This is a genomic window from Vibrio rumoiensis 1S-45, from assembly GCF_000286955.2.
In the GTDB taxonomy this organism is placed as follows: Bacteria; Pseudomonadota; Gammaproteobacteria; order Enterobacterales; family Vibrionaceae; genus Vibrio; species Vibrio rumoiensis_A.
In genome coordinates, this window is the sequence record NZ_AJYK02000052.1 from 72,153 (window position 1) to 89,111 (window position 16,959).

A 16,959-nucleotide genomic window follows, 5' to 3' on the forward strand; every position below is an offset into this window, starting at 1 on the left:
ATGGAAACGACAGACTTAACTGCCGAGATTGTGGCCGATTATTTGAAAGATCACCCTGACTTTTTTGCCGATCGTCGGGCTCTTCTCGATCATTTGTCGATATCCCACCAGCAACAAGGGGCGGTGTCGTTAGTTGAAATCCAAATGCGTCGCCAACGCCAAAAAATTGAAGAGCTTGAAGAAGACATTACTCAGTTGATGTCTCTAGCGGCGAAAAATGATCGCACTTTTCATCAATTAATGAATCTACAGCAACGGCTATTACGTTGTGACTCTCTTGTTCAGATTGAAGCTGCGCTTGAGGGTTATGCTCATTCGATAGGGCTGAAAGCGCATCTATTTTTGTTGGTTCAAGATAAATCACGCAATAAGCATGGTTCGCTTGAGAAAAATGATGAACGTGAAATGAACCAGCGTAAATGGGCATTACAACACGATACCTACCAACGTTTTATGACCAATCACTTAAATGGTAAAGAAGCCTACCTTGGGCGCTTGAATCGCCAAGACCGCCATGCTTTATTTGGTGGCGATCGCTTTGCCAGTGATGAGTTATCCGAGTTGGGTTCTTATGTTATTTTGCCATTGGTGCGTCAATCACCATTAGGGTTGCTTGCATTTTCAAGCCAAGAAGGTGGGCATTTCCAGCCAGAAATGGATACGTTATTTTTACGTCACCTTACCGCGTTAGTGACCTTTTTAGTCAAAGATATGCCTATTGATGATGAAATGATGTCTGAAATAAAAACGCTCAGTTGTGCTAATGGCGGGTAAATCCTTCGTATCACCTGAAATACTGCCCGATGAGCTTGCTCATCCGTTGCAGCGTTTTTATGATTATCTGCTTAATGAAAAAGGCCTTAGCCAACGAACTCAAGCGAATTATCAACAGCAATTGACCACGATGGCTCAGCAGCTCGTTTCACTTGGGGTGTCCTCATGGCCAGAAGTGGATGCCGCTTGGGTAAGGCAATTGGTTAGCAAAGCCAAGCGAGAAAAGCTCAAAGCCAGCAGTATCGCCACTCGCCTTTCTTCTCTACGCAGCTTTTTTGATTACTTAATCTTGGTGGGTCTGCTCGAAGCCAATCCCGCTAAAGGGGTGTCTGCGCCAAAAAACCAACGGCCTCTGCCGAAAAACTTAGATGTCGATGAAATGGGGTTGTTGCTGGAAGTGCAAGATGATGACCCTCTCGCGGTTCGTGATCGCGCCATGATGGAATTAATGTACGGAGCGGGGCTGCGTTTGGCTGAATTGGTCAATATCGATGTTAATCAAGTGCAATTAAGCCAAGGTGAAATTCGCGTGATTGGTAAAGGTAATAAGGAGCGTAAAGCGCCTTTTTCCGGCCAAGCTAAAGAGTGGTTAGGGCGATGGTTATCCATTCGCTCAACGATGGCATCAGAATCGGAACTGGCTTTATTTGTGTCGAAACGTGGCACTCGAATCTCGCATCGTAACGTGCAAAAACGCATGGAAGAATGGGGGATTAAACAAGGTGTTTCGAGCCATATTAGCCCGCATAAATTACGCCATTCATTTGCCACCCACATGTTGGAATCCAGCGGTAATTTAAGAGCAGTACAAGAACTGCTTGGCCATGAAAATATTTCGACCACACAAATCTACACTAATTTGGATTTTCAACATTTGGCCAGTGTATACGACAAAGCCCATCCAAGAGCCAGAAAGAATAAAAAATCCGACGATTAATCCCTAAGGAGTTGTTATGTCTGTGCGTTTTTATCGCAACATCCCCACCATTAAAGCCATGACGTTCGATTTAGACGATACCTTGTATGACAACCACCCAGTGATCGTGGGGTTAGAACAAAAAACCACGCAGTGGATGCACACCCATCACCCGATCAGCCAACAAATGAGCCCTAGCCAATGGCGAGCTTTAAAGTTGCAACTTGCTAAGCAAACGCCCTTTTTGCAAAGCGATGTTTCTGAGTGGCGTTTTCAGCAGATCCGTCAGGGGTTAATTCATTTGGGTTACGATGATCCAAATGCTTCCCAAGCGGCAAAAGATGCCATGGATCAAGTGCTTATTTGGCGTCATCAAATTGATGTGCCAGATTTGATTCACCAAGTGATGAGTAAGCTGAAGGCACACATGCCACTGATTGCGATCACCAATGGCAATGTTAATCCAGATAAAATTGGCTTAGGTGACTATTTTGATTTGGTGTTGAACGCCGGCCCTGATGGTTGGGCAAAGCCGCATGGGGAGATGTTTGAAACGGCTTTAGCGCATTTAGGTTTACCCGCGAAGCAGGTTTTGCATGTTGGGGATAATTTGATTTCCGATGTGGCGGGGGCGAAATACGCAGGAATGAGTGCTTGTTGGATAAACGATTTTAGCAAGAGCTTGTTTACAGAAAATGAAGCCAAAGTATTGCCTGATGTGGAGATCACCTCGGTTGGGGATTTGTTGTGTTTTTTAGGTGACGAGTAGGTTTGTTGTGAGTGTGCCGGATTTTTCCAGTTCATGGTGATATGAATGTTCATGGGCTAGCCTTCGGCGACCAACCTTTTTTCAACAGCCAAAAAAGGTGGCAAAAAGGCCGCTGCTAGAAATTTTGTTCTCTTTGTTGCGTTTGGTCTTTTTGCTAACGGCTTCAAGAGGGCATCCATGCCCTCGAGAAGCCTAGCCGTCATCCATGACGACTTACGCAAAAATACTGGCACTACACAAAGCAAAATTTAGGCAGAGGGGTTTCATTGAAGATAATTGAACTGTATACCCATCGTCATCCTTGAAGCGACGAAGGAGCTATCAGGGATCTCGCATTCTTGTGCTTTGCAGAAGGTGGTCAGTAGATTCCTGCTCTCGCCTAGGCTCGGAAGGAATGACGTTGCGTTTGTGATGAGCAGCTGAGTTCGAGCTATAAGCAGCGAAGAATCCTAGTCAGAGAATTTTATTAGACGTTTATTTAGTCTGATATTTAAGTAAACGATCTTAATTTCATATTTTACCGTCATCCTTGAATCGACGAAGGAGCTATCAGGGATCTCGCTTTCATGTACTTTTCAGAAATTGGTCACTAGATTCCTGCTTTCGCCTAGGTTCGGAAGAAATGACGTTGCGTTTGTGATGAGCTGCTGGGTTCGGGCGATGAGCCGCGAAGCTCCCTAGTTTCGATAATCCGTTTATAGAAATTCTTTTCCCTTTTCCTGCCAAACCCTATGATTCCGATCTTCTTCATACACCGCCAAAAACAATTCAAAATATTGCTGTAATGGCGTGACATCCCGTTGCGGTTCTCGTTGCTGTAATAGCGCCATCCCCACTTCGCAGGTACACAAATGACCGGTCGTTTGATTACGACGAAGTGAGTAGTGGGAGTCGTTAGATGTATGCAGCATCACTTTAGGTAGTGCGGCGAGCCACGGGCTTTTGTTGAGCATTTTTTTGGCTTCTTGCCAGGTACTATCCAAAATAATGAACAATGGTTCTACGGCATCACTCTGTTGGTTATCTTGGATGGTTATGCTACTAACTGCAAACGCATCATCACTCGGAAATAACACATAAGTCGGTTGGTGCTTTATCTGTTCCAGTAATGCCGCTGGGGGGTGGACGCGATCCCAAATATGTACGGTGCAATTCGCTAGACTTTGAGTTAACAGTTTTCCAGTGTTGGTCGCGCGGTTAAGTTCATTGGGGTGAGTTAGTAGTGCAATATGAACCGCGCTATCAAGCTTTGGATGGTGTGAACAAATACACTGATAACGAAGGCCACACTGGAGGCATAAGGTGGCTGGTTTGCTTGAAGCCACTGGTATGTGTGGCGTATCTGAATTCAGTGACATGATTGAATGGTGCACCCTAATTAAAAAGCTTAGGTTCAGAGTTTACAGTTTTATTCCTTTTTGCGCTGCGTTGATCTTATCGGAAAATAAAGTGACATTGGCTGGTTCACTTTCACCATCAATTCCTTGCGAGACACTTAATGGGTAACTGACACCGGTATAAGCGAGGGTTTTATTTTTTCCCAACTCGTTTGGAATGATCAGATCTCGCCAGCCAAAGTGATGATAGTTGGTGACTTTTATCGGTAAGTGAGTGGCGCTAATTCGGCTATTAAATTGCCATTGTCCTTGATGATTTTCAAACATCAGCACTGTACAGCCTTCACTTTGACACCAATCCATCAATACAAATAATTCAGGTTGATTGTCGTTGTTAATATCGTAGGTAAGCCAACGGTAACGGTTGTTATCGGGGTTAGAGCGGCTCATGGTAAAATAGTCACGAATGGTGGCATCGACTTTTGCGTTGTAATCAGTACGTCCAACAATGTTGGCTGTAGGCAACGTATTAACTGCGCCTTGGGTCATTTTATTTTGCGTAGGGATGATGCTGATCTCGACTTTCATCTTTTGTAAGATTAAGCCGTTATTGCCTAATTGATATTCCATCCCGTTAACGATTTCTTTTTCTGCTGTTAACTGAAAACCATCGATAGTAAACATACGCAGCGCATTGATAGTTTGACCGTCATGTTGTGTCATTAACACATTGATCTGTTGTTCATTAGCTTGTTGCCAAAAGCCCGTTTCAACTAAGCTTTCATCGCCATTTTGATAGTCATAGACAGTGGTTGCCGTGTGATCGGCATTGAGTTTCAAAGTCGTGGTTAAACCTGCAATTACTTTACTTTGATAGGTGCCAGCAGACTGTTGGCCAATATTTTCATTGGCTTGTTGCTGGCTATCGATAATAAAATTTTGTTCATCAGTGAGTTTTTCTGAAGGCGGCTGATTTTCGCTGCTGCCCATTTCTATCGGTTCACTTTGTGCTAACAATTGAGGCTGGCTTGAGCAGGCTGTCAGTAAAAGGAGAGTGATAAAACTCAGTGGGATTGTAAAAGCCTTCATGTTACTTTCCTTAGTGTTAGCGGGTCATGAGATACCGTCGTTGATGACAAACTACCTTGACTACCAATAGACTGGTATAAAAACAGAAGGTTCATTATGGCATATTGGTTATTTAAAACTGAACCGGACACCTTTTCTATCGATACTCTGCGTGAGCAAAATGTGTCGTGTTGGGAGGGAGTACGCAATTATCAAGCAAGAAACATGCTGCGTGATGACGTTAGTGTTGGTGATCAGGTGTTGATCTATCATTCGTCTTGTAAAAAAATTGGCGTGGCAGGCATCGCGAAAGTGGTGAAAGGGGCGTACCCAGATCATTTTCAATTTCACCCAGAAAGCCCGTACTTTGATATTAAATCCGATCCAAGTAATCCTCGCTGGGTTATGGTGGATATTGAGTTTGTGCGCAAAACCAGCCGCATTATTAGTTTGGCGGAAATGAAAGCGATGCCGCAATTAGACAATTTACCTTTAGTGAAGCGTGGTAATCGTTTATCGATTATGCCTGTCAGCGAAGAGGAATGGTTGGCGATTTTAGATAAAGAATAGACAATAAATCGAGCAATAAAAATGGCGACTCATTGATAAAATGAGCCGCCATTTTTGTATGATGTCCAAGTGAATTCTGTGTCTTGAAGTGACTTGGGTAGACATTAAATACTATAAGTTTATAGCAAATGGTCTTCTAAATAATGCGCGACGGCTTCATCGGCGCTGCTACCAATAATGTCATTGTTAGGGAGTGCTTTCATCACTTTTTCGTGTGCGGTTCCCATGATCAAACCTTTATGCGCGGCAGCCAGCATTTCAACATCGTTCATGCCATCGCCAAATGACACACAATGTTCCAGCTCTTTACCCAGCTTTTGTGCTACGGCTTGTAGTGCATCACCTTTTGATACATTTGGAGCCATCATTTCCAAGCACCAAGGTGTCGAAAAGGCAATACTGATGCGATCACCAAATTCTGCTTTTAGTTGTTGTTCATACTCTGCCAAATGATCGTGATCAGGGTGAGTGAAGAACAATTTCGCAATATCTTCAGTTGGCGCATTGTTGGTATCAAATAGGCTGTAGTTAAAGCCAGATTCTTGATGATGCTTGCTCAGTTTGAGATCTTCTTTATCGGTTAACCAGTCGTTACTGCGATAAATGTGAATACGGTGGTTTGGATCTTGTTTGATGATATCGACAATCGGTTGGATCACATCTTCAGGTAGGTTTTTGCTGTACAGCAATTCGTTGTCTGGAGAATGAACACGTGCACCGTTTGAGGTGATCATATAAGCCGGAATGCCTGCACTTGTACGAAAACTTTCCACATCGACATGGTGACGGCCGGTGGCAAAAATAAATGTCATGCCTTTTTCATGTAATTTCTTGAGGGTTTTTTTCGTAAATTCCCCAAGGGTGTGATCAGGCAAAAGTAAGGTGCCATCAAGATCGGAAGCAACGATATGAAAATTATGGTTTGAAGATGATGTTGAAGAAATAGGGTTCGACATGTTGCCTCTTTTTAATAACCGTAAAAATAAATACAGAGTAATTGTACGCCAAAACAAATAGGAAAAAGAGGGTAAAGCTTTGAATGGCAATTTTCCTCTTTTGTGATTGCTAGGCTTGTTTTGGTTGAGTTCTCATCTGTGAATTATAAAAAGCTAATATGTTGTCTAATGCTTGATTGCGAAAACGATCGGCCTCACAAAGCAATTCATGTTTCGCGCCTTTAATGACCACAAGTTGCCCTAGTGCTGGCTGGTTTTTGTTGAGTTTATTGATAAAGCGGCGCTGGGCGGCATTGTCGACAATGGTGTCTTCACTAGCTTGCAATAGCAATAAGGGTAGGTTGATCTGTTGCACTTGTTGGCTGCATTGCTTTGCTGCTAATAAAGATTGATGTACCCAATGACTGCTTGGTCCACCTAATTGAATGTCCGGCACTTGTTCGTATAAACCACGAAACCATTGGTAGCGTAAAGCGCTGCTGGTTAAGTTGTTGGTTTCAAAAGGCTTGGCATGGTAAGGGGTTTGCCCGGGCGCATAAGCTGGAATATCGCTGCGTGACGACATCCATTTGGTTATTGAGCGTGAAAATGGACGCAGATACCATTGCATCTGAATACCAATCATAGGGGCGCTTAAGGCGACACCATCAAACCCATGTTGTGGGTGTGTTTGCAGATAGCGGGTTGTAATCGCGCCCCCCATTGAGTGAGCGAGAAAGAACTTTTGTTGATAGTGACTTAAATCAAAACTGTTGAGAACATGATGTAAATCTTTGATATAAAAATCGAAATGTTCGACATGGCCAATTTGTTTATCGCTGCAACAGCGATCTGATAACCCTTGTCCACGGTGATCATAAGAATAAATATCATAGCCTTGTTGGAATAAATCCCAGAATAATTCTTGGTATTTATTGACGCTTTCAATGCGTCCGTTGACCACGACGATTGCTTTGGTGTGTTGGGGCTTCGTCAACGAAATCCAATAAAGCTTTTTGCCTTGTTGCCCTTCAATGAACCCATCATTTTTTGTTTGCCAAAATGGCGTTAAAGTCTGCTGTGAAAACTCAATGAGCTGGTCTTCACTGTTCCATTTGGTTTGCTCTGGGCTAGTTTGATTCATGCGTCTTTCCAATCAATAACAGGGCGGCAATCACTCGATTTATACAGCCGTCACTATGCCATTTTTTTCTCATTATCACAGCTTCTATATTGGTATTTCTTTGTCTATTTGAATATGAATATTTGATGACAATGTGGTTTGAGTGGTTGCCTTTTTTTAAAAAAAATACAATATACGCATATCCATATATAAGAATGAGTTTTAAGCATGTTACCTCATCAATTTTTTAAAATGTTATCCGATGAAACGCGTATTCGCTGTTTGTTATTAATTGCTCGAGAAGGGCAGTTATGTGTATGCGAACTGACGGAAGCATTGCAAGAAAGCCAACCTAAGATTTCTCGCCACTTGGCGCAGCTGCGTCAGTCTGGGGTGTTGGTGGATGAACGTAAAGGCCAATGGGTATATTACGGCTTAGCGGGTGATTTGCCCGGTTGGTTGCGTAAAGTGATTGATGGTTTAAAACAGTCTCAATGCTTGCAAAAACAGTATTTAAACGATAGTGAACGCTTACACAAAATGACGGAAAGACCGGTTTGTTGTTAAGTAAACACATCTTAATAAACACAATGAATACACAAGATTTAAGGAATAAACGAGATGACAATTAAAGTTGGAATTAACGGTTTTGGTCGTATTGGTCGCTTAGCATTACGCGCGGCATTTGATTGGCCTGAAGTAGAGTTTGTGCGCATTAATGATGTAGCGGGTGATGCGAATACCCTAGCACATTTGTTGGAGTTTGATTCTGTGCAAGGCCGTTGGTCATATGAAGTTACGGCAGAAGAGTCTTCTATCGTCATTAACGGTAAACGTATTGCGGTGACCCAACAAAAAGAGATCCAAGCGGTCGATTGGTCAGATTGTGATGTGGTGATTGAGTCGACGGGTAAACATAAAAAAACCGCGCTGTTGAACCAGTATTTAGAGCAAGGCGTAAAACGTGTGGTGGTGTCGGCTCCAGTAAAAGAAGAAGGCATTGCGAATATTGTGGTTGGGGTGAATGACGCGATCTTTAACCCAGAAAAGCATCGCATTGTAACGGCGGCCTCTTGCACCACTAACTGCATTGCACCGATTGTTAAAGTGATCCATGAAAAACTGGGGATTGAGCAATCTTCTTTCACCACCATCCATGATTTAACCAACACTCAAACCATTTTAGATGCACCGCATAAAGATCTACGCCGTGCTCGCGCTTGTGGCATGAGTTTGATCCCAACGACAACAGGCTCTGCCACCGCGATTGTGGAAATTTTCCCTGATCTAAAAGGTAAAATTAACGGACATGCCGTGCGCGTTCCATTAGCCAATGCCTCATTAACCGACATCATCTTTGATGTGAAACGTGATACCACCGCTGAAGAAGTGAACGCATTATTAAAACAAGCCTCTCAAGGTGAATTAAAGGGAATTTTAGGCTTTGAAGAGAAACCATTAGTGTCGATTGACTATCGTGGCGACCAACGCTCAACGATTGTTGATGCTTTATCAACCATGGTGGTAGGAACGCGTATGGTGAAAATCTACGCTTGGTATGACAACGAAATGGGATACGCCACTCGAACTGCAGAGTTAGTTCGTAAAGTCGGCTTGGCATAATCAAAAAGGAATGAATCATGACACATCCAACATGGCAATTACCGTTAAATGAACAAGGTTCTGGGTTAGTACTTACTCCTTGCCCTGGTACTAAAGGTGTTGAGTTAGAAGCATCATTACAACAACTGAAGGCGCAAGGTGTGTCAGTGGTGGTGACTGCGCTTAATGATGAGGAACTGCATGAGAAGTCGGTAAATGACCTTGGTAAACAAGTGCAAGCATTGGGCATGAAGTGGTTTCAATTGGTGATTGAAGATGATCGAGCGCCAGATGCTAATTTTGCTTTAGAGTGGAATGCGGCTAGCCCTTCTATCCATGCGGCCTTAAAACAAGGTGAGAAAGTTGCAATGCATTGCATGGGGGGATCTGGACGTACAGGTCTATTAGCGGCACATGCATTGCTTGAGCTGAATTGGCCATTAGACAGGATTATAAGTGAAGTTCAGGCTTTGCGTCCTGGCGCTTTTACTAAGCCGGTGCAAGTGGATTACATCAAACAAGTGGCTGGTCAGTAAGCCCATTTAGATTCAGGTAGCCTTATGTTTGCTCATTTAGACCGACAAGTTCGTCAATACATGCTGGTGACGTTTAATTATTGGAATTTTACTTTAACCGATGGTGCACTGCGTATGCTGGTGGTGTTGTATTTCCATGATTTGGGTTACAGCACTTTAGCGATTGCTTCATTGTTCTTATTTTACGAGTTCTTTGGTGTGGTCACCAACCTTGTTGGTGGTTGGTTAGGGGCTCGTTTGGGCTTAAATAAAACCATGAATGTTGGTCTAGCAATGCAAATTGTTGCCTTGGTGATGTTAGCGCTTCCTAACCCTTGGTTAACCATTCCATGGGTGATGGCTGCGCAAGCATTATCGGGGATTGCCAAAGACTTAAATAAAATGAGTGCCAAAAGCGCCATTAAAACCTTAGTGCCAAACGATCAACAAGGGGCGCTGTATCATTGGGTTGCGGTGCTGACGGGATCTAAAAATGCCTTGAAAGGGATTGGTTTCTTTATTGGTGGCCTCTTGTTGTCATTAATTGGCTTCCAATACTCTGTTTTAGCGATGGCTGCGGTGTTGTGCTTGGTATTAATCAGTAGTGTTATTTTGCTTGAAAGTGATATGGGCAAAGCCAAATCCAAACCAAAATTTACACAAATGTTTTCCAAATCTGCGCCTATTAATATTCTTTCTGCTGCTCGTTTATTCTTATTTGGTGCACGTGATGTGTGGTTTGTGGTGGCATTGCCGGTGTACTTAGGCAGTGTGTTTGGTTGGGATCATTTGTGGGTCGGCGGTTTTCTTGCGTTGTGGGTGATAGCGTATGGAATCGTCCAAGGCTTTGCGCCAAGGTTAACAGGCAAAGCTAAAGGTCAAGTTCCTGATGGTCGTTCGGCTTTATTTTGGGCATTAGGTTTAACGGTTATTACTGGTTTGGTCGCTTATGGTGTGCAAAGTCAATGGCAACCTGAGCTGGTGATTGTCGGTGGTTTAATGATTTTTGGAGCGGTATTTGCGGTGAACTCATCATTGCATTCTTACTTAATTGTGAGTTTTGCTAAAGGGGATGGAGTGTCGTTAGATGTTGGCTTTTATTATATGGCTAACGCGATGGGGCGCTTAATCGGTACAATTTTATCCGGTTGGGTATTCCAAATGGCTGGATTAGCGGCTTGTTTGTGGGTGTCATTTGCCTTTTTAGTCCTGACTTGTGTGATTTCGTTATGGTTACCGAGACAACCTCATAATCAGGCGTCACAAACGTTAAGTTAAGTTTCCGTCAACTTATAGCCACTGCCATGCACATGCTTTATTGTTATTATCAATATTAATAACAATAAAATAGCGATCACCTATGAATCAACGTGTGTTTTTCTTTGATCTCCTTCGCTGTGTGGCAGCAGTGGCTGTTATCGCCATTCATGTATTGGCTCCATATCGCCATGAACTTGGAGTGATTTCATTCTCTGATTGGGCGACTGCAGTCAGTGTCAACGGTGTGTCTCGTTGGGCGGTGCCAGTTTTTATTATGATATCAGGCGCTTTGTTACTGACCGATACACGACCATTTAATTTTAAATATTATGTTCAACGTCGGTTGGGCAAAGTATTAGTACCTTTTGTGGTGTGGTCACTGTTCTATGTTTACTTATCGGGTTGGACAGCAACTGGCTTTGATGTTTCTGTTAGTCAGCAAGTGCTCCGTGACAGCTTGACTCACGAAACTTACTATCATCTAGGCTTCTTCTATTATTTCATTCCTTTGTATTTGTTGATCCCATTCTTTCAAATTTTTGTCCGATATGTCGATGACACTACCTTGTTTGCTACTGTGGGATTGTGGTTGCTATGTACGACGATGTTTTTATTCAGCATCGATGGTCCTTGGAGTAATCAATACTTCCTTTATAGTGGTTATTTACTGCTAGGGTATGTGTTGTATCAAAAAATACCGTTAACTTCGGCTGCTGTATCTGCGATTGCTTTACTTGGTATTGTGGCATTAATCGCGACGGTGGGTATGGTGATTTATGGCAGTTTAGAGGCGGGTGAATATACCGTAGGGCGTTGGCTATCTTATAAAACATTAAATACTGTGTTAGCGGCAAGTATGGTGTTTATGGTGTGTCGTTTTTATGGTGAAAGGTTATCAGGAAAGGCACGTAAAGTGGTTGGGTTTGTGAGTACTTACAGCTTGGGTATTTATATTTTGCATCCGATATTCTTGTGGCCAATGAAAAACTTTGGTTGGTATCAAGGGCATTCTGCTTGGGTGATCCCATTGTGGATTGTGTTAAGTGGCGCTGGATCGTTAGGGCTTAGTTGGTTAATTGCGCGTTCCGCTAAAACGCGCTGGTTGCTTCCTTAATCTCTTTTTAATGCAAAATGAATAAAACGGTTACCTTTATAAGTCAGTGTGCCTTTATCACCAGGATTGAGGGCACTAAAATAATGAATGCCGACTTTGAACTCTCGTTTTGGACCCAAAGGTAACTTTTGCACGTATATCCAATATTCCTGATCTTCTTCACCAACGGCTGCGTCGGGGATATCTAGGCTTTGCTTGTCTAATACTTCGACATTCACTTTTTGTTCAGGAGCATCTTCTCCTAAATTATGCCTCTTATGGAAACCAATATACATCCAAGCCGCTAACGCGATGAGTAAGAGAATACAAATTAATAAAGTGATGGGCATACTAATGAATCCTAAGTGTTTAATTTAAGTGGTGATATTAACTAAGCTTGGATTAAAAAGCGTGATCTAGTTGGTTTTTTCTTTGTGAATTGCTAGTTTTCTCTAAGTTATCTTGTTGTAGTTGGGTATATAGTAAACAAATATAGACACCATGAGGTGGTGAGGGGGAAAAGTGTCAGACATTGAAAAAGTGGTTTCCCATACTCGTCGTTTAGAGCGTTTATTAAGGGAGCAATATTACGCTAAAGGGCAAGGCTTACTTGAGCTCACAGAAAGCTGTGTTAGCCGTTTACCTCATGATGTCGTACAGAAGATCCATTATATTTCTAATATTCGGCAGCAGCTATTAGAGGATGATGATTATCAGCTTGAAGATAGAGATGCATTTATTCGAGCGTGTTTAGAGTGTGAAAAAGAGCTCACACCAAGAAGTGGTCGGTTTATCTGGGGAGTCGCCATTTTTCTCATGGTACTGATGACGGCCGGAGCATTATTGTTTTATACCATTCACTGGGATGAAGTGACGAAATTTTTATAAAACTTATCGTTAGAAAACAAAAAAGGACGCCTAAGCGTCCTTTTTTGTTTTTGGAATTAGATTAAGAAATCATTGGTAGAGTCATCAAACCAACCATTACTGCAATTAATACCAATCCTTGTCTTTGAGATGTAGTCATAAGAAAACTTCCTTCTGGTTGATTGAATATGCAGCTAATATAACAAAAAAAACGCAGTTGATCTAGATCTTTTTAATAGTGGCTTAAAAAAGTAAGTTTACTGTGATTTTTTTACCTGATATTGACATTTAAATGTCATCAGATCTCTAATGGAATCTTGAGTTTCATTTATGTGGCTTATAGGTTTATTTTTAAGTTGTTGTTAAGTAATAAGTTAATGGTTATTCGTTTTTATTTTTACTATGTAAGAAAACCTTACTGATGATTTTGTTATGGTTGAGGTTGAGAGCCTTCTTTACTCGTTTTTAAAACTTTTTCTTTATTCGAATAGTGCCTTTGTGAGAATAGATCTCATCTTTCGTTGAGGGTGGAAGGCATAATTGAACGTTAAATATAGCTATCTTGTGATTGCTCGTTATTGATACAGTTATTTCCATTTTAACTTGTTGTTTTTTATTGATATATGTCTATTGATTGCTTTTTGTCCTCTAAAACTTATGTTTTTGGTGCTTAGCTTGCTTGAAGGGGAGGTTTGTAAGATTTTTATTGCTTTATATTTAGATGACGAAAGGTTTAAATGTAAATGAAGAGCGGTTTATTTTTATATCGGTGCAAAATATCGTTGTTTTTAAGGTAAATTGAAGGCGCTAGTAGGGAAAAATCGACAATTTAAAGAATTCTGGTTATAAAACTCTTTATGGCATTAAGTATAAATATTATGGTATTTGATCGTTTTAGTGGCTTGTAAGCACCACGAGAAATAGCGATGCGTCTTTTGTGTTATAGCAATCTCAGCAATTATCTGATTAATAAATTACTATCATTGATATTAATACGCCCCCACTCATTTTTATGTTGGACTTTTTATGGAAATTTTATCAGCAGCAGTAATGCTGTTTTTGATTATGGATCCTTTGGGTAATTTGCCCGTTGTCTTGTCGATTTTAAAACATTTAGAACCCAAACGACGCCGAATTGTCTTGGTTCGTGAGTTATGTTTTGCCCTTATCATCTTGATGCTATTTTTATTTGCAGGGAAATCGATACTGGGTTTTTTACATGTAAAAGCAGAAACGCTTAGCATCTCTGGCGGTTTGATCTTATTTATTATTGCGATTCGCATGATATTCCCGCAGCCTGGCGGTGTGGTAGGCCTCGCTGCAGGTGAAGAGCCTTTCTTCGTACCAATGGCGATGCCTATGATTGCTGGGCCGTCAGTGATTGCGTCTTTATTGCTATTATCGAGCCAATCCCCAGATAAAATGTTGGATTGGTCTTTGGCGGTTTTATTGGCTTGGGGGGCAACCTTTATCATTTTAATGTTTTATAACTTCTTCCACCGTGTTTTAGGTGAAAAGGGCTTGAAAGCAATTGAGCGATTGATGGGCCTATTGTTGGTGATGATGTCCACGCAGATGTTCTTAGATGGATTAAAGCAATACTTATCATAGAGTGAATAGGAAGTAAGATCGTACCGGCAAAAAAGGCGTACTTTGAAAGTACGCCTTTTTATTGGAAGGGGTTCTAGAGCGAGTTATTTCAAATATTTGTTTTTAATATCAATTAAGGCAAAAGTGCCAAATAAGAAGATGGAAAACTTTTCCCATCGAGTGAGTTTCACGTCTTTGCCTAATGCATCGCCCGAGAAAAGCAAACTTTGTAGTGCATGCATAAACAACATGAAAATCGCCATCACATTGAGTGCAACATGAGTTAACCCTGGAAATGGCTGAATGAGATTTGCGATAAATACTCCCCAAACCAACAACATAAACAGCTTAGCGACGATATGCATGATCTTTTTCATAGTGATTACTCTATTTCAGTTTGATAAAGGCGATAACAGACTTGCCCTGCGGTTTTTTCTCGGTGCAGTTGCCAGTGCTCTGGTAATGTTGGCAATGTGAGTTCTTTTTCGGTTTCGATGTAAATCAGTGCGTTGGGCGATAACCAATGATTATCTTGCAACAAGGTAATGGTTTCTTCTAATAATCCTTGTCGAAAAGGTGGATCAATAAAAACCACATCATAAGGTGTGCCTTCTTTTTGTAAGAATTGCAGGGCATTTTGGTTGAATATTTCGATATTGTTGGCTTTGAGTTGCTGGCTATTTTTCACTAATTGTTGATGAGCGTGCTTATTTAGCTCAATCATAGTGACCAATTCAGCCTGACGTGATGCGGATTCAAAGCCTAAACCGCCTGAACCGGCAAACAGATCTAAACACCGCGCATGAGGAATATCGGTAGCTAACCAATTAAATAAGGTTTCTTTTACTCTATCAGTGGTTGGGCGTAAGCCTTCAGCATCGTGAACGGGCAATTTTCGCCCTCGCCATAAGCCACTGATGATGCGAACAAAGCCGCCACTGCCTTTGTTATTTGAAGTGTTTGTAACTTTACGTCTTTGCATAGGGAATAAACCGCAGATAGATTTTTTAGACCACAGATAAAGTGATAGTATACCAACCCAGAATATCAGAGGTGAATATGCCATTCTGGGCGTTTGGTATAAAGTGTATCAAGCTTCTGAGTGTGTGTTCAGGATTTTGTCGTTTTTCCCATTGGCTGTGATTTGATATTATGGCCCAACGACAGGTCATCTCTACCTTTAAGATCAGAAATAACATTATTAATTTAGTCACTTGAACTCAAAGTGAATGCTAGGATTATTCCATGACAGCTAAAAAGAAACGCGGTTTACTCTCTTGGCTTGGTTTTGCTGATGAAGAAGAACAGAAATCATCAGTTGAAAACGGTGCTGATACTCAAGAATCTTCAGAATTAGAAGAACAAAGCGAACACCTTACCGAGAGTGATGTGGTTGAGTCTGCTGCAGATTCAGAAGCCGAAGAAGCGTTGGAGTCATCCACGACTGCGGAGCTTGATGACAACATTGATCAGCCTGAAAGTGAGGTGATTGACGATCAACCTATTGAAACTGAGCCAGAAGATCAAAGTGATACAATACAAGCTCAAGAATTAGAAAGTGATCGAGTTCAAGAACAAACCAAACCAACCGAAAGTTTCTTTGCTCGTTTAAAGCGCAGTTTGCAACGTACTAAGCAAAATATTGGTGCTGGCTTCTTTGGTTTATTTAAAGATAAGAAGATTGATGACGAGTTATTTGAAGAATTAGAAGAACAATTGCTTATTGCTGACGTTGGCATGAACACGACAGTTAAAATAATTGATAGCCTAACCGAAAAAGCCTCTCGTCAAGATCTTAAAGATGGTGAAGCGTTATACGGCTTATTAAAGCAAGAAATGGCGGATTTACTGTCTGAAGTGGAACAACCGTTAGAGATTGATACCACTAAAACACCGTACGTTATTTTAATGGTCGGTGTGAATGGTGTGGGTAAAACCACCACGATTGGTAAATTGGCGAAACAATTTCAATCGCAAGGTAAATCGGTCATTTTAGCGGCTGGTGATACTTTCCGAGCGGCTGCAGTAGAACAGTTACAAGTTTGGGGACAACGTAATGATGTGCCTGTTATTGCCCAACATACTGGCGCAGACAGCGCATCGGTTATTTATGATGCGATTGAAGCGGCAAAAGCGCGTGGAGTTGATGTGGTCATCGCTGACACGGCTGGTCGTTTACAGAACAAAAGTAACTTAATGGAAGAGTTACGAAAAATTGTGCGTGTGATGAAGAAAATCGATGATTCAGCACCGCACGAAGTCATGCTGACGTTAGACGCAGGCACTGGCCAAAATGCGATAAGCCAAGCGAAATTATTTAGCGACGTTGCTCCGGTAACGGGGATCAACTTAACTAAGCTTGATGGTACAGCTAAAGGCGGTGTGATTTTTGCTTTAGCCGATCAATTTAAAATCCCAATTCGTTATATTGGCGTGGGTGAAGGCATTGATGATCTGCGCCCATTTGAAGCTAATGATTTTATTGAAGCCCTATTTAGTCGAGAAGAATGATTTCATCAACAAGATGATTGAAGGAACAT

19 protein-coding genes are annotated in these 16,959 nt (G+C 41.7%); 12 read left to right on the forward strand and 7 right to left on the reverse strand.

Annotated elements, in window-relative coordinates; all coding sequences use genetic code 11:
* Genes A1QC_RS06720 through yigB form a run of 3 tightly spaced genes read left to right on the forward strand, consistent with a single transcriptional unit; the run spans nucleotide 1 to nucleotide 2,459 of the window.
* Nucleotides 1–774, forward strand: coding sequence for a DUF484 family protein (locus A1QC_RS06720; RefSeq protein WP_017024287.1), 774 nt, complete (start codon nucleotides 1–3; stop codon nucleotides 772–774).
* Nucleotides 764–1,711 carry a tyrosine recombinase XerC gene (gene xerC / locus A1QC_RS06725; RefSeq protein ID WP_017024288.1) on the forward strand — a complete coding sequence of 316 codons (948 nt, stop codon included), beginning with the start codon at nucleotides 764–766 and terminating at the stop codon, nucleotides 1,709–1,711. Before A1QC_RS06720 ends, xerC begins: the two co-directional genes overlap by 11 nt.
* 22 nt (nucleotides 1,712–1,733) lie before the next feature.
* Entirely contained in the window at nucleotides 1,734–2,459 is a 726-nt protein-coding gene (gene yigB, locus A1QC_RS06730; RefSeq protein ID WP_026025713.1) for a 5-amino-6-(5-phospho-D-ribitylamino)uracil phosphatase YigB, read from the forward strand.
* Nucleotides 2,460–3,154: 695 nt separating this feature from the next.
* On the opposite strand, the gene A1QC_RS06735 is transcribed toward yigB, so the two are convergent.
* Nucleotides 3,155–3,817 (reverse strand): tRNA-uridine aminocarboxypropyltransferase, encoded by a 663-nt coding sequence (locus A1QC_RS06735; RefSeq protein WP_017024291.1) that lies wholly within the window; start codon nucleotides 3,815–3,817, stop codon nucleotides 3,155–3,157.
* A 42-nt stretch (nucleotides 3,818–3,859) separates the two neighbouring features.
* A complete protein-coding gene (locus A1QC_RS06740) occupies nucleotides 3,860–4,885 on the reverse strand; it encodes a hypothetical protein (protein ID WP_017024292.1) in 1,026 nt (341 codons plus the stop codon).
* A 96-nt stretch (nucleotides 4,886–4,981) separates the two neighbouring features.
* Between A1QC_RS06740 and A1QC_RS06745 the strand changes: the two genes are divergently transcribed.
* A complete protein-coding gene (locus A1QC_RS06745; protein ID WP_017024293.1) occupies nucleotides 4,982–5,434 on the forward strand; it encodes an EVE domain-containing protein in 453 nt (150 codons plus the stop codon).
* 119 nt (nucleotides 5,435–5,553) lie between these two features.
* Here the strand turns inward: A1QC_RS06745 and A1QC_RS06750 are convergent, their stop codons facing one another.
* Complete coding sequence (locus tag A1QC_RS06750; RefSeq protein WP_017024294.1) at nucleotides 5,554–6,390, reverse strand: Cof-type HAD-IIB family hydrolase; 837 nt, start codon at nucleotides 6,388–6,390, stop codon at nucleotides 5,554–5,556.
* 109 nt (nucleotides 6,391–6,499) lie between these two features.
* Nucleotides 6,500–7,513: an alpha/beta fold hydrolase gene (locus A1QC_RS06755; protein WP_017024295.1), complete on the reverse strand. Its 1,014-nt coding sequence runs from the start codon at nucleotides 7,511–7,513 to the stop codon at nucleotides 6,500–6,502.
* A 207-nt stretch (nucleotides 7,514–7,720) separates the two neighbouring features.
* Here A1QC_RS06755 and A1QC_RS06760 point away from each other — a divergent pair, with 207 nt between their 5' ends.
* The 5 genes from A1QC_RS06760 to A1QC_RS06780 all read left to right on the forward strand — a co-directional run bounded on the left by A1QC_RS06760 (nucleotide 7,721) and on the right by A1QC_RS06780 (nucleotide 11,983).
* The gene (locus A1QC_RS06760) at nucleotides 7,721–8,059 is read left to right on the forward strand and encodes a metalloregulator ArsR/SmtB family transcription factor (RefSeq protein ID WP_017024296.1); all 339 of its coding nucleotides are present in this window, start codon (nucleotides 7,721–7,723) and stop codon (nucleotides 8,057–8,059) included.
* A 54-nt stretch (nucleotides 8,060–8,113) separates the two neighbouring features.
* Nucleotides 8,114–9,115 (forward strand): ArsJ-associated glyceraldehyde-3-phosphate dehydrogenase, encoded by a 1,002-nt coding sequence (locus tag A1QC_RS06765; protein ID WP_017024297.1) that lies wholly within the window; start codon nucleotides 8,114–8,116, stop codon nucleotides 9,113–9,115.
* Between the two features lie 17 nt (nucleotides 9,116–9,132).
* Nucleotides 9,133–9,630 (forward strand): dual specificity protein phosphatase family protein, encoded by a 498-nt coding sequence (locus A1QC_RS06770; protein WP_017024298.1) that lies wholly within the window; start codon nucleotides 9,133–9,135, stop codon nucleotides 9,628–9,630.
* A 24-nt stretch (nucleotides 9,631–9,654) separates the two neighbouring features.
* A complete protein-coding gene (gene arsJ, locus A1QC_RS06775; RefSeq protein WP_017024299.1) occupies nucleotides 9,655–10,887 on the forward strand; it encodes an organoarsenical effux MFS transporter ArsJ in 1,233 nt (410 codons plus the stop codon).
* An 82-nt stretch (nucleotides 10,888–10,969) separates the two neighbouring features.
* Complete coding sequence (locus A1QC_RS06780; RefSeq protein ID WP_017024300.1) at nucleotides 10,970–11,983, forward strand: acyltransferase; 1,014 nt, start codon at nucleotides 10,970–10,972, stop codon at nucleotides 11,981–11,983.
* Here A1QC_RS06780 and A1QC_RS06785 read toward each other — a convergent pair.
* Nucleotides 11,980–12,312, reverse strand: coding sequence for a DUF2500 domain-containing protein (locus tag A1QC_RS06785; RefSeq protein WP_017024301.1), 333 nt, complete (start codon nucleotides 12,310–12,312; stop codon nucleotides 11,980–11,982). The genes A1QC_RS06780 and A1QC_RS06785 overlap by 4 nt on opposite strands.
* A 172-nt stretch (nucleotides 12,313–12,484) precedes the next feature.
* On the opposite strand from A1QC_RS06785, the gene A1QC_RS06790 reads away from it, so the two are divergent.
* Both A1QC_RS06790 and A1QC_RS06795 read left to right on the forward strand, forming a co-directional pair.
* On the forward strand, nucleotides 12,485–12,850 hold the full coding sequence (locus A1QC_RS06790; RefSeq protein ID WP_017024302.1) for a hypothetical protein: 366 nt from the start codon (nucleotides 12,485–12,487) through the stop codon (nucleotides 12,848–12,850).
* Between the two features lie 1,005 nt (nucleotides 12,851–13,855).
* The gene (locus A1QC_RS06795; protein WP_017024303.1) at nucleotides 13,856–14,440 is read left to right on the forward strand and encodes a YhgN family NAAT transporter; all 585 of its coding nucleotides are present in this window, start codon (nucleotides 13,856–13,858) and stop codon (nucleotides 14,438–14,440) included.
* An 83-nt stretch (nucleotides 14,441–14,523) separates the two neighbouring features.
* Here A1QC_RS06795 and A1QC_RS06800 read toward each other — a convergent pair whose 3' ends face one another.
* Both A1QC_RS06800 and rsmD read right to left on the reverse strand, forming a co-directional pair.
* The gene (locus tag A1QC_RS06800; protein WP_017024304.1) at nucleotides 14,524–14,796 is read right to left on the reverse strand and encodes a DUF1145 domain-containing protein; all 273 of its coding nucleotides are present in this window, start codon (nucleotides 14,794–14,796) and stop codon (nucleotides 14,524–14,526) included.
* Nucleotides 14,797–14,801: 5 nt separating this feature from the next.
* Nucleotides 14,802–15,401, reverse strand: coding sequence for a 16S rRNA (guanine(966)-N(2))-methyltransferase RsmD (gene rsmD, locus A1QC_RS06805; RefSeq protein WP_017024305.1), 600 nt, complete (start codon nucleotides 15,399–15,401; stop codon nucleotides 14,802–14,804).
* Nucleotides 15,402–15,664: 263 nt separating this feature from the next.
* Here rsmD and ftsY point away from each other — a divergent pair, with 263 nt between their 5' ends.
* The gene (gene ftsY, locus A1QC_RS06810) at nucleotides 15,665–16,930 is read left to right on the forward strand and encodes a signal recognition particle-docking protein FtsY (RefSeq protein WP_017024306.1); all 1,266 of its coding nucleotides are present in this window, start codon (nucleotides 15,665–15,667) and stop codon (nucleotides 16,928–16,930) included.
* Nucleotides 16,931–16,959 lie beyond the last annotated feature (29 nt).

Coding starts and splice junctions, on each gene's coding strand:
- rsmD (WP_017024305.1), bottom strand. CDS start 15,401: ATGCAAAGACGTAAAGTTACAAACACTTCAAATAACAAAGGCAGTGGC.
- A1QC_RS06720 (WP_017024287.1), top strand. CDS start 1: ATGGAAACGACAGACTTAACTGCCGAGATTGTGGCCGATTATTTGAAA.
- A1QC_RS06800 (WP_017024304.1), bottom strand. CDS start 14,796: ATGAAAAAGATCATGCATATCGTCGCTAAGCTGTTTATGTTGTTGGTT.
- A1QC_RS06750 (WP_017024294.1), bottom strand. CDS start 6,390: ATGTCGAACCCTATTTCTTCAACATCATCTTCAAACCATAATTTTCAT.
- A1QC_RS06740 (WP_017024292.1), bottom strand. CDS start 4,885: ATGAAGGCTTTTACAATCCCACTGAGTTTTATCACTCTCCTTTTACTG.
- ftsY (WP_017024306.1), top strand. CDS start 15,665: ATGACAGCTAAAAAGAAACGCGGTTTACTCTCTTGGCTTGGTTTTGCT.
- A1QC_RS06770 (WP_017024298.1), top strand. CDS start 9,133: ATGACACATCCAACATGGCAATTACCGTTAAATGAACAAGGTTCTGGG.
- xerC (WP_017024288.1), top strand. CDS start 764: ATGGCGGGTAAATCCTTCGTATCACCTGAAATACTGCCCGATGAGCTT.
- A1QC_RS06785 (WP_017024301.1), bottom strand. CDS start 12,312: ATGCCCATCACTTTATTAATTTGTATTCTCTTACTCATCGCGTTAGCG.
- A1QC_RS06735 (WP_017024291.1), bottom strand. CDS start 3,817: ATGTCACTGAATTCAGATACGCCACACATACCAGTGGCTTCAAGCAAA.
- A1QC_RS06755 (WP_017024295.1), bottom strand. CDS start 7,513: ATGAATCAAACTAGCCCAGAGCAAACCAAATGGAACAGTGAAGACCAG.
- A1QC_RS06780 (WP_017024300.1), top strand. CDS start 10,970: ATGAATCAACGTGTGTTTTTCTTTGATCTCCTTCGCTGTGTGGCAGCA.
- arsJ (WP_017024299.1), top strand. CDS start 9,655: ATGTTTGCTCATTTAGACCGACAAGTTCGTCAATACATGCTGGTGACG.
- A1QC_RS06745 (WP_017024293.1), top strand. CDS start 4,982: ATGGCATATTGGTTATTTAAAACTGAACCGGACACCTTTTCTATCGAT.
- A1QC_RS06765 (WP_017024297.1), top strand. CDS start 8,114: ATGACAATTAAAGTTGGAATTAACGGTTTTGGTCGTATTGGTCGCTTA.
- A1QC_RS06795 (WP_017024303.1), top strand. CDS start 13,856: ATGGAAATTTTATCAGCAGCAGTAATGCTGTTTTTGATTATGGATCCT.
- A1QC_RS06760 (WP_017024296.1), top strand. CDS start 7,721: ATGTTACCTCATCAATTTTTTAAAATGTTATCCGATGAAACGCGTATT.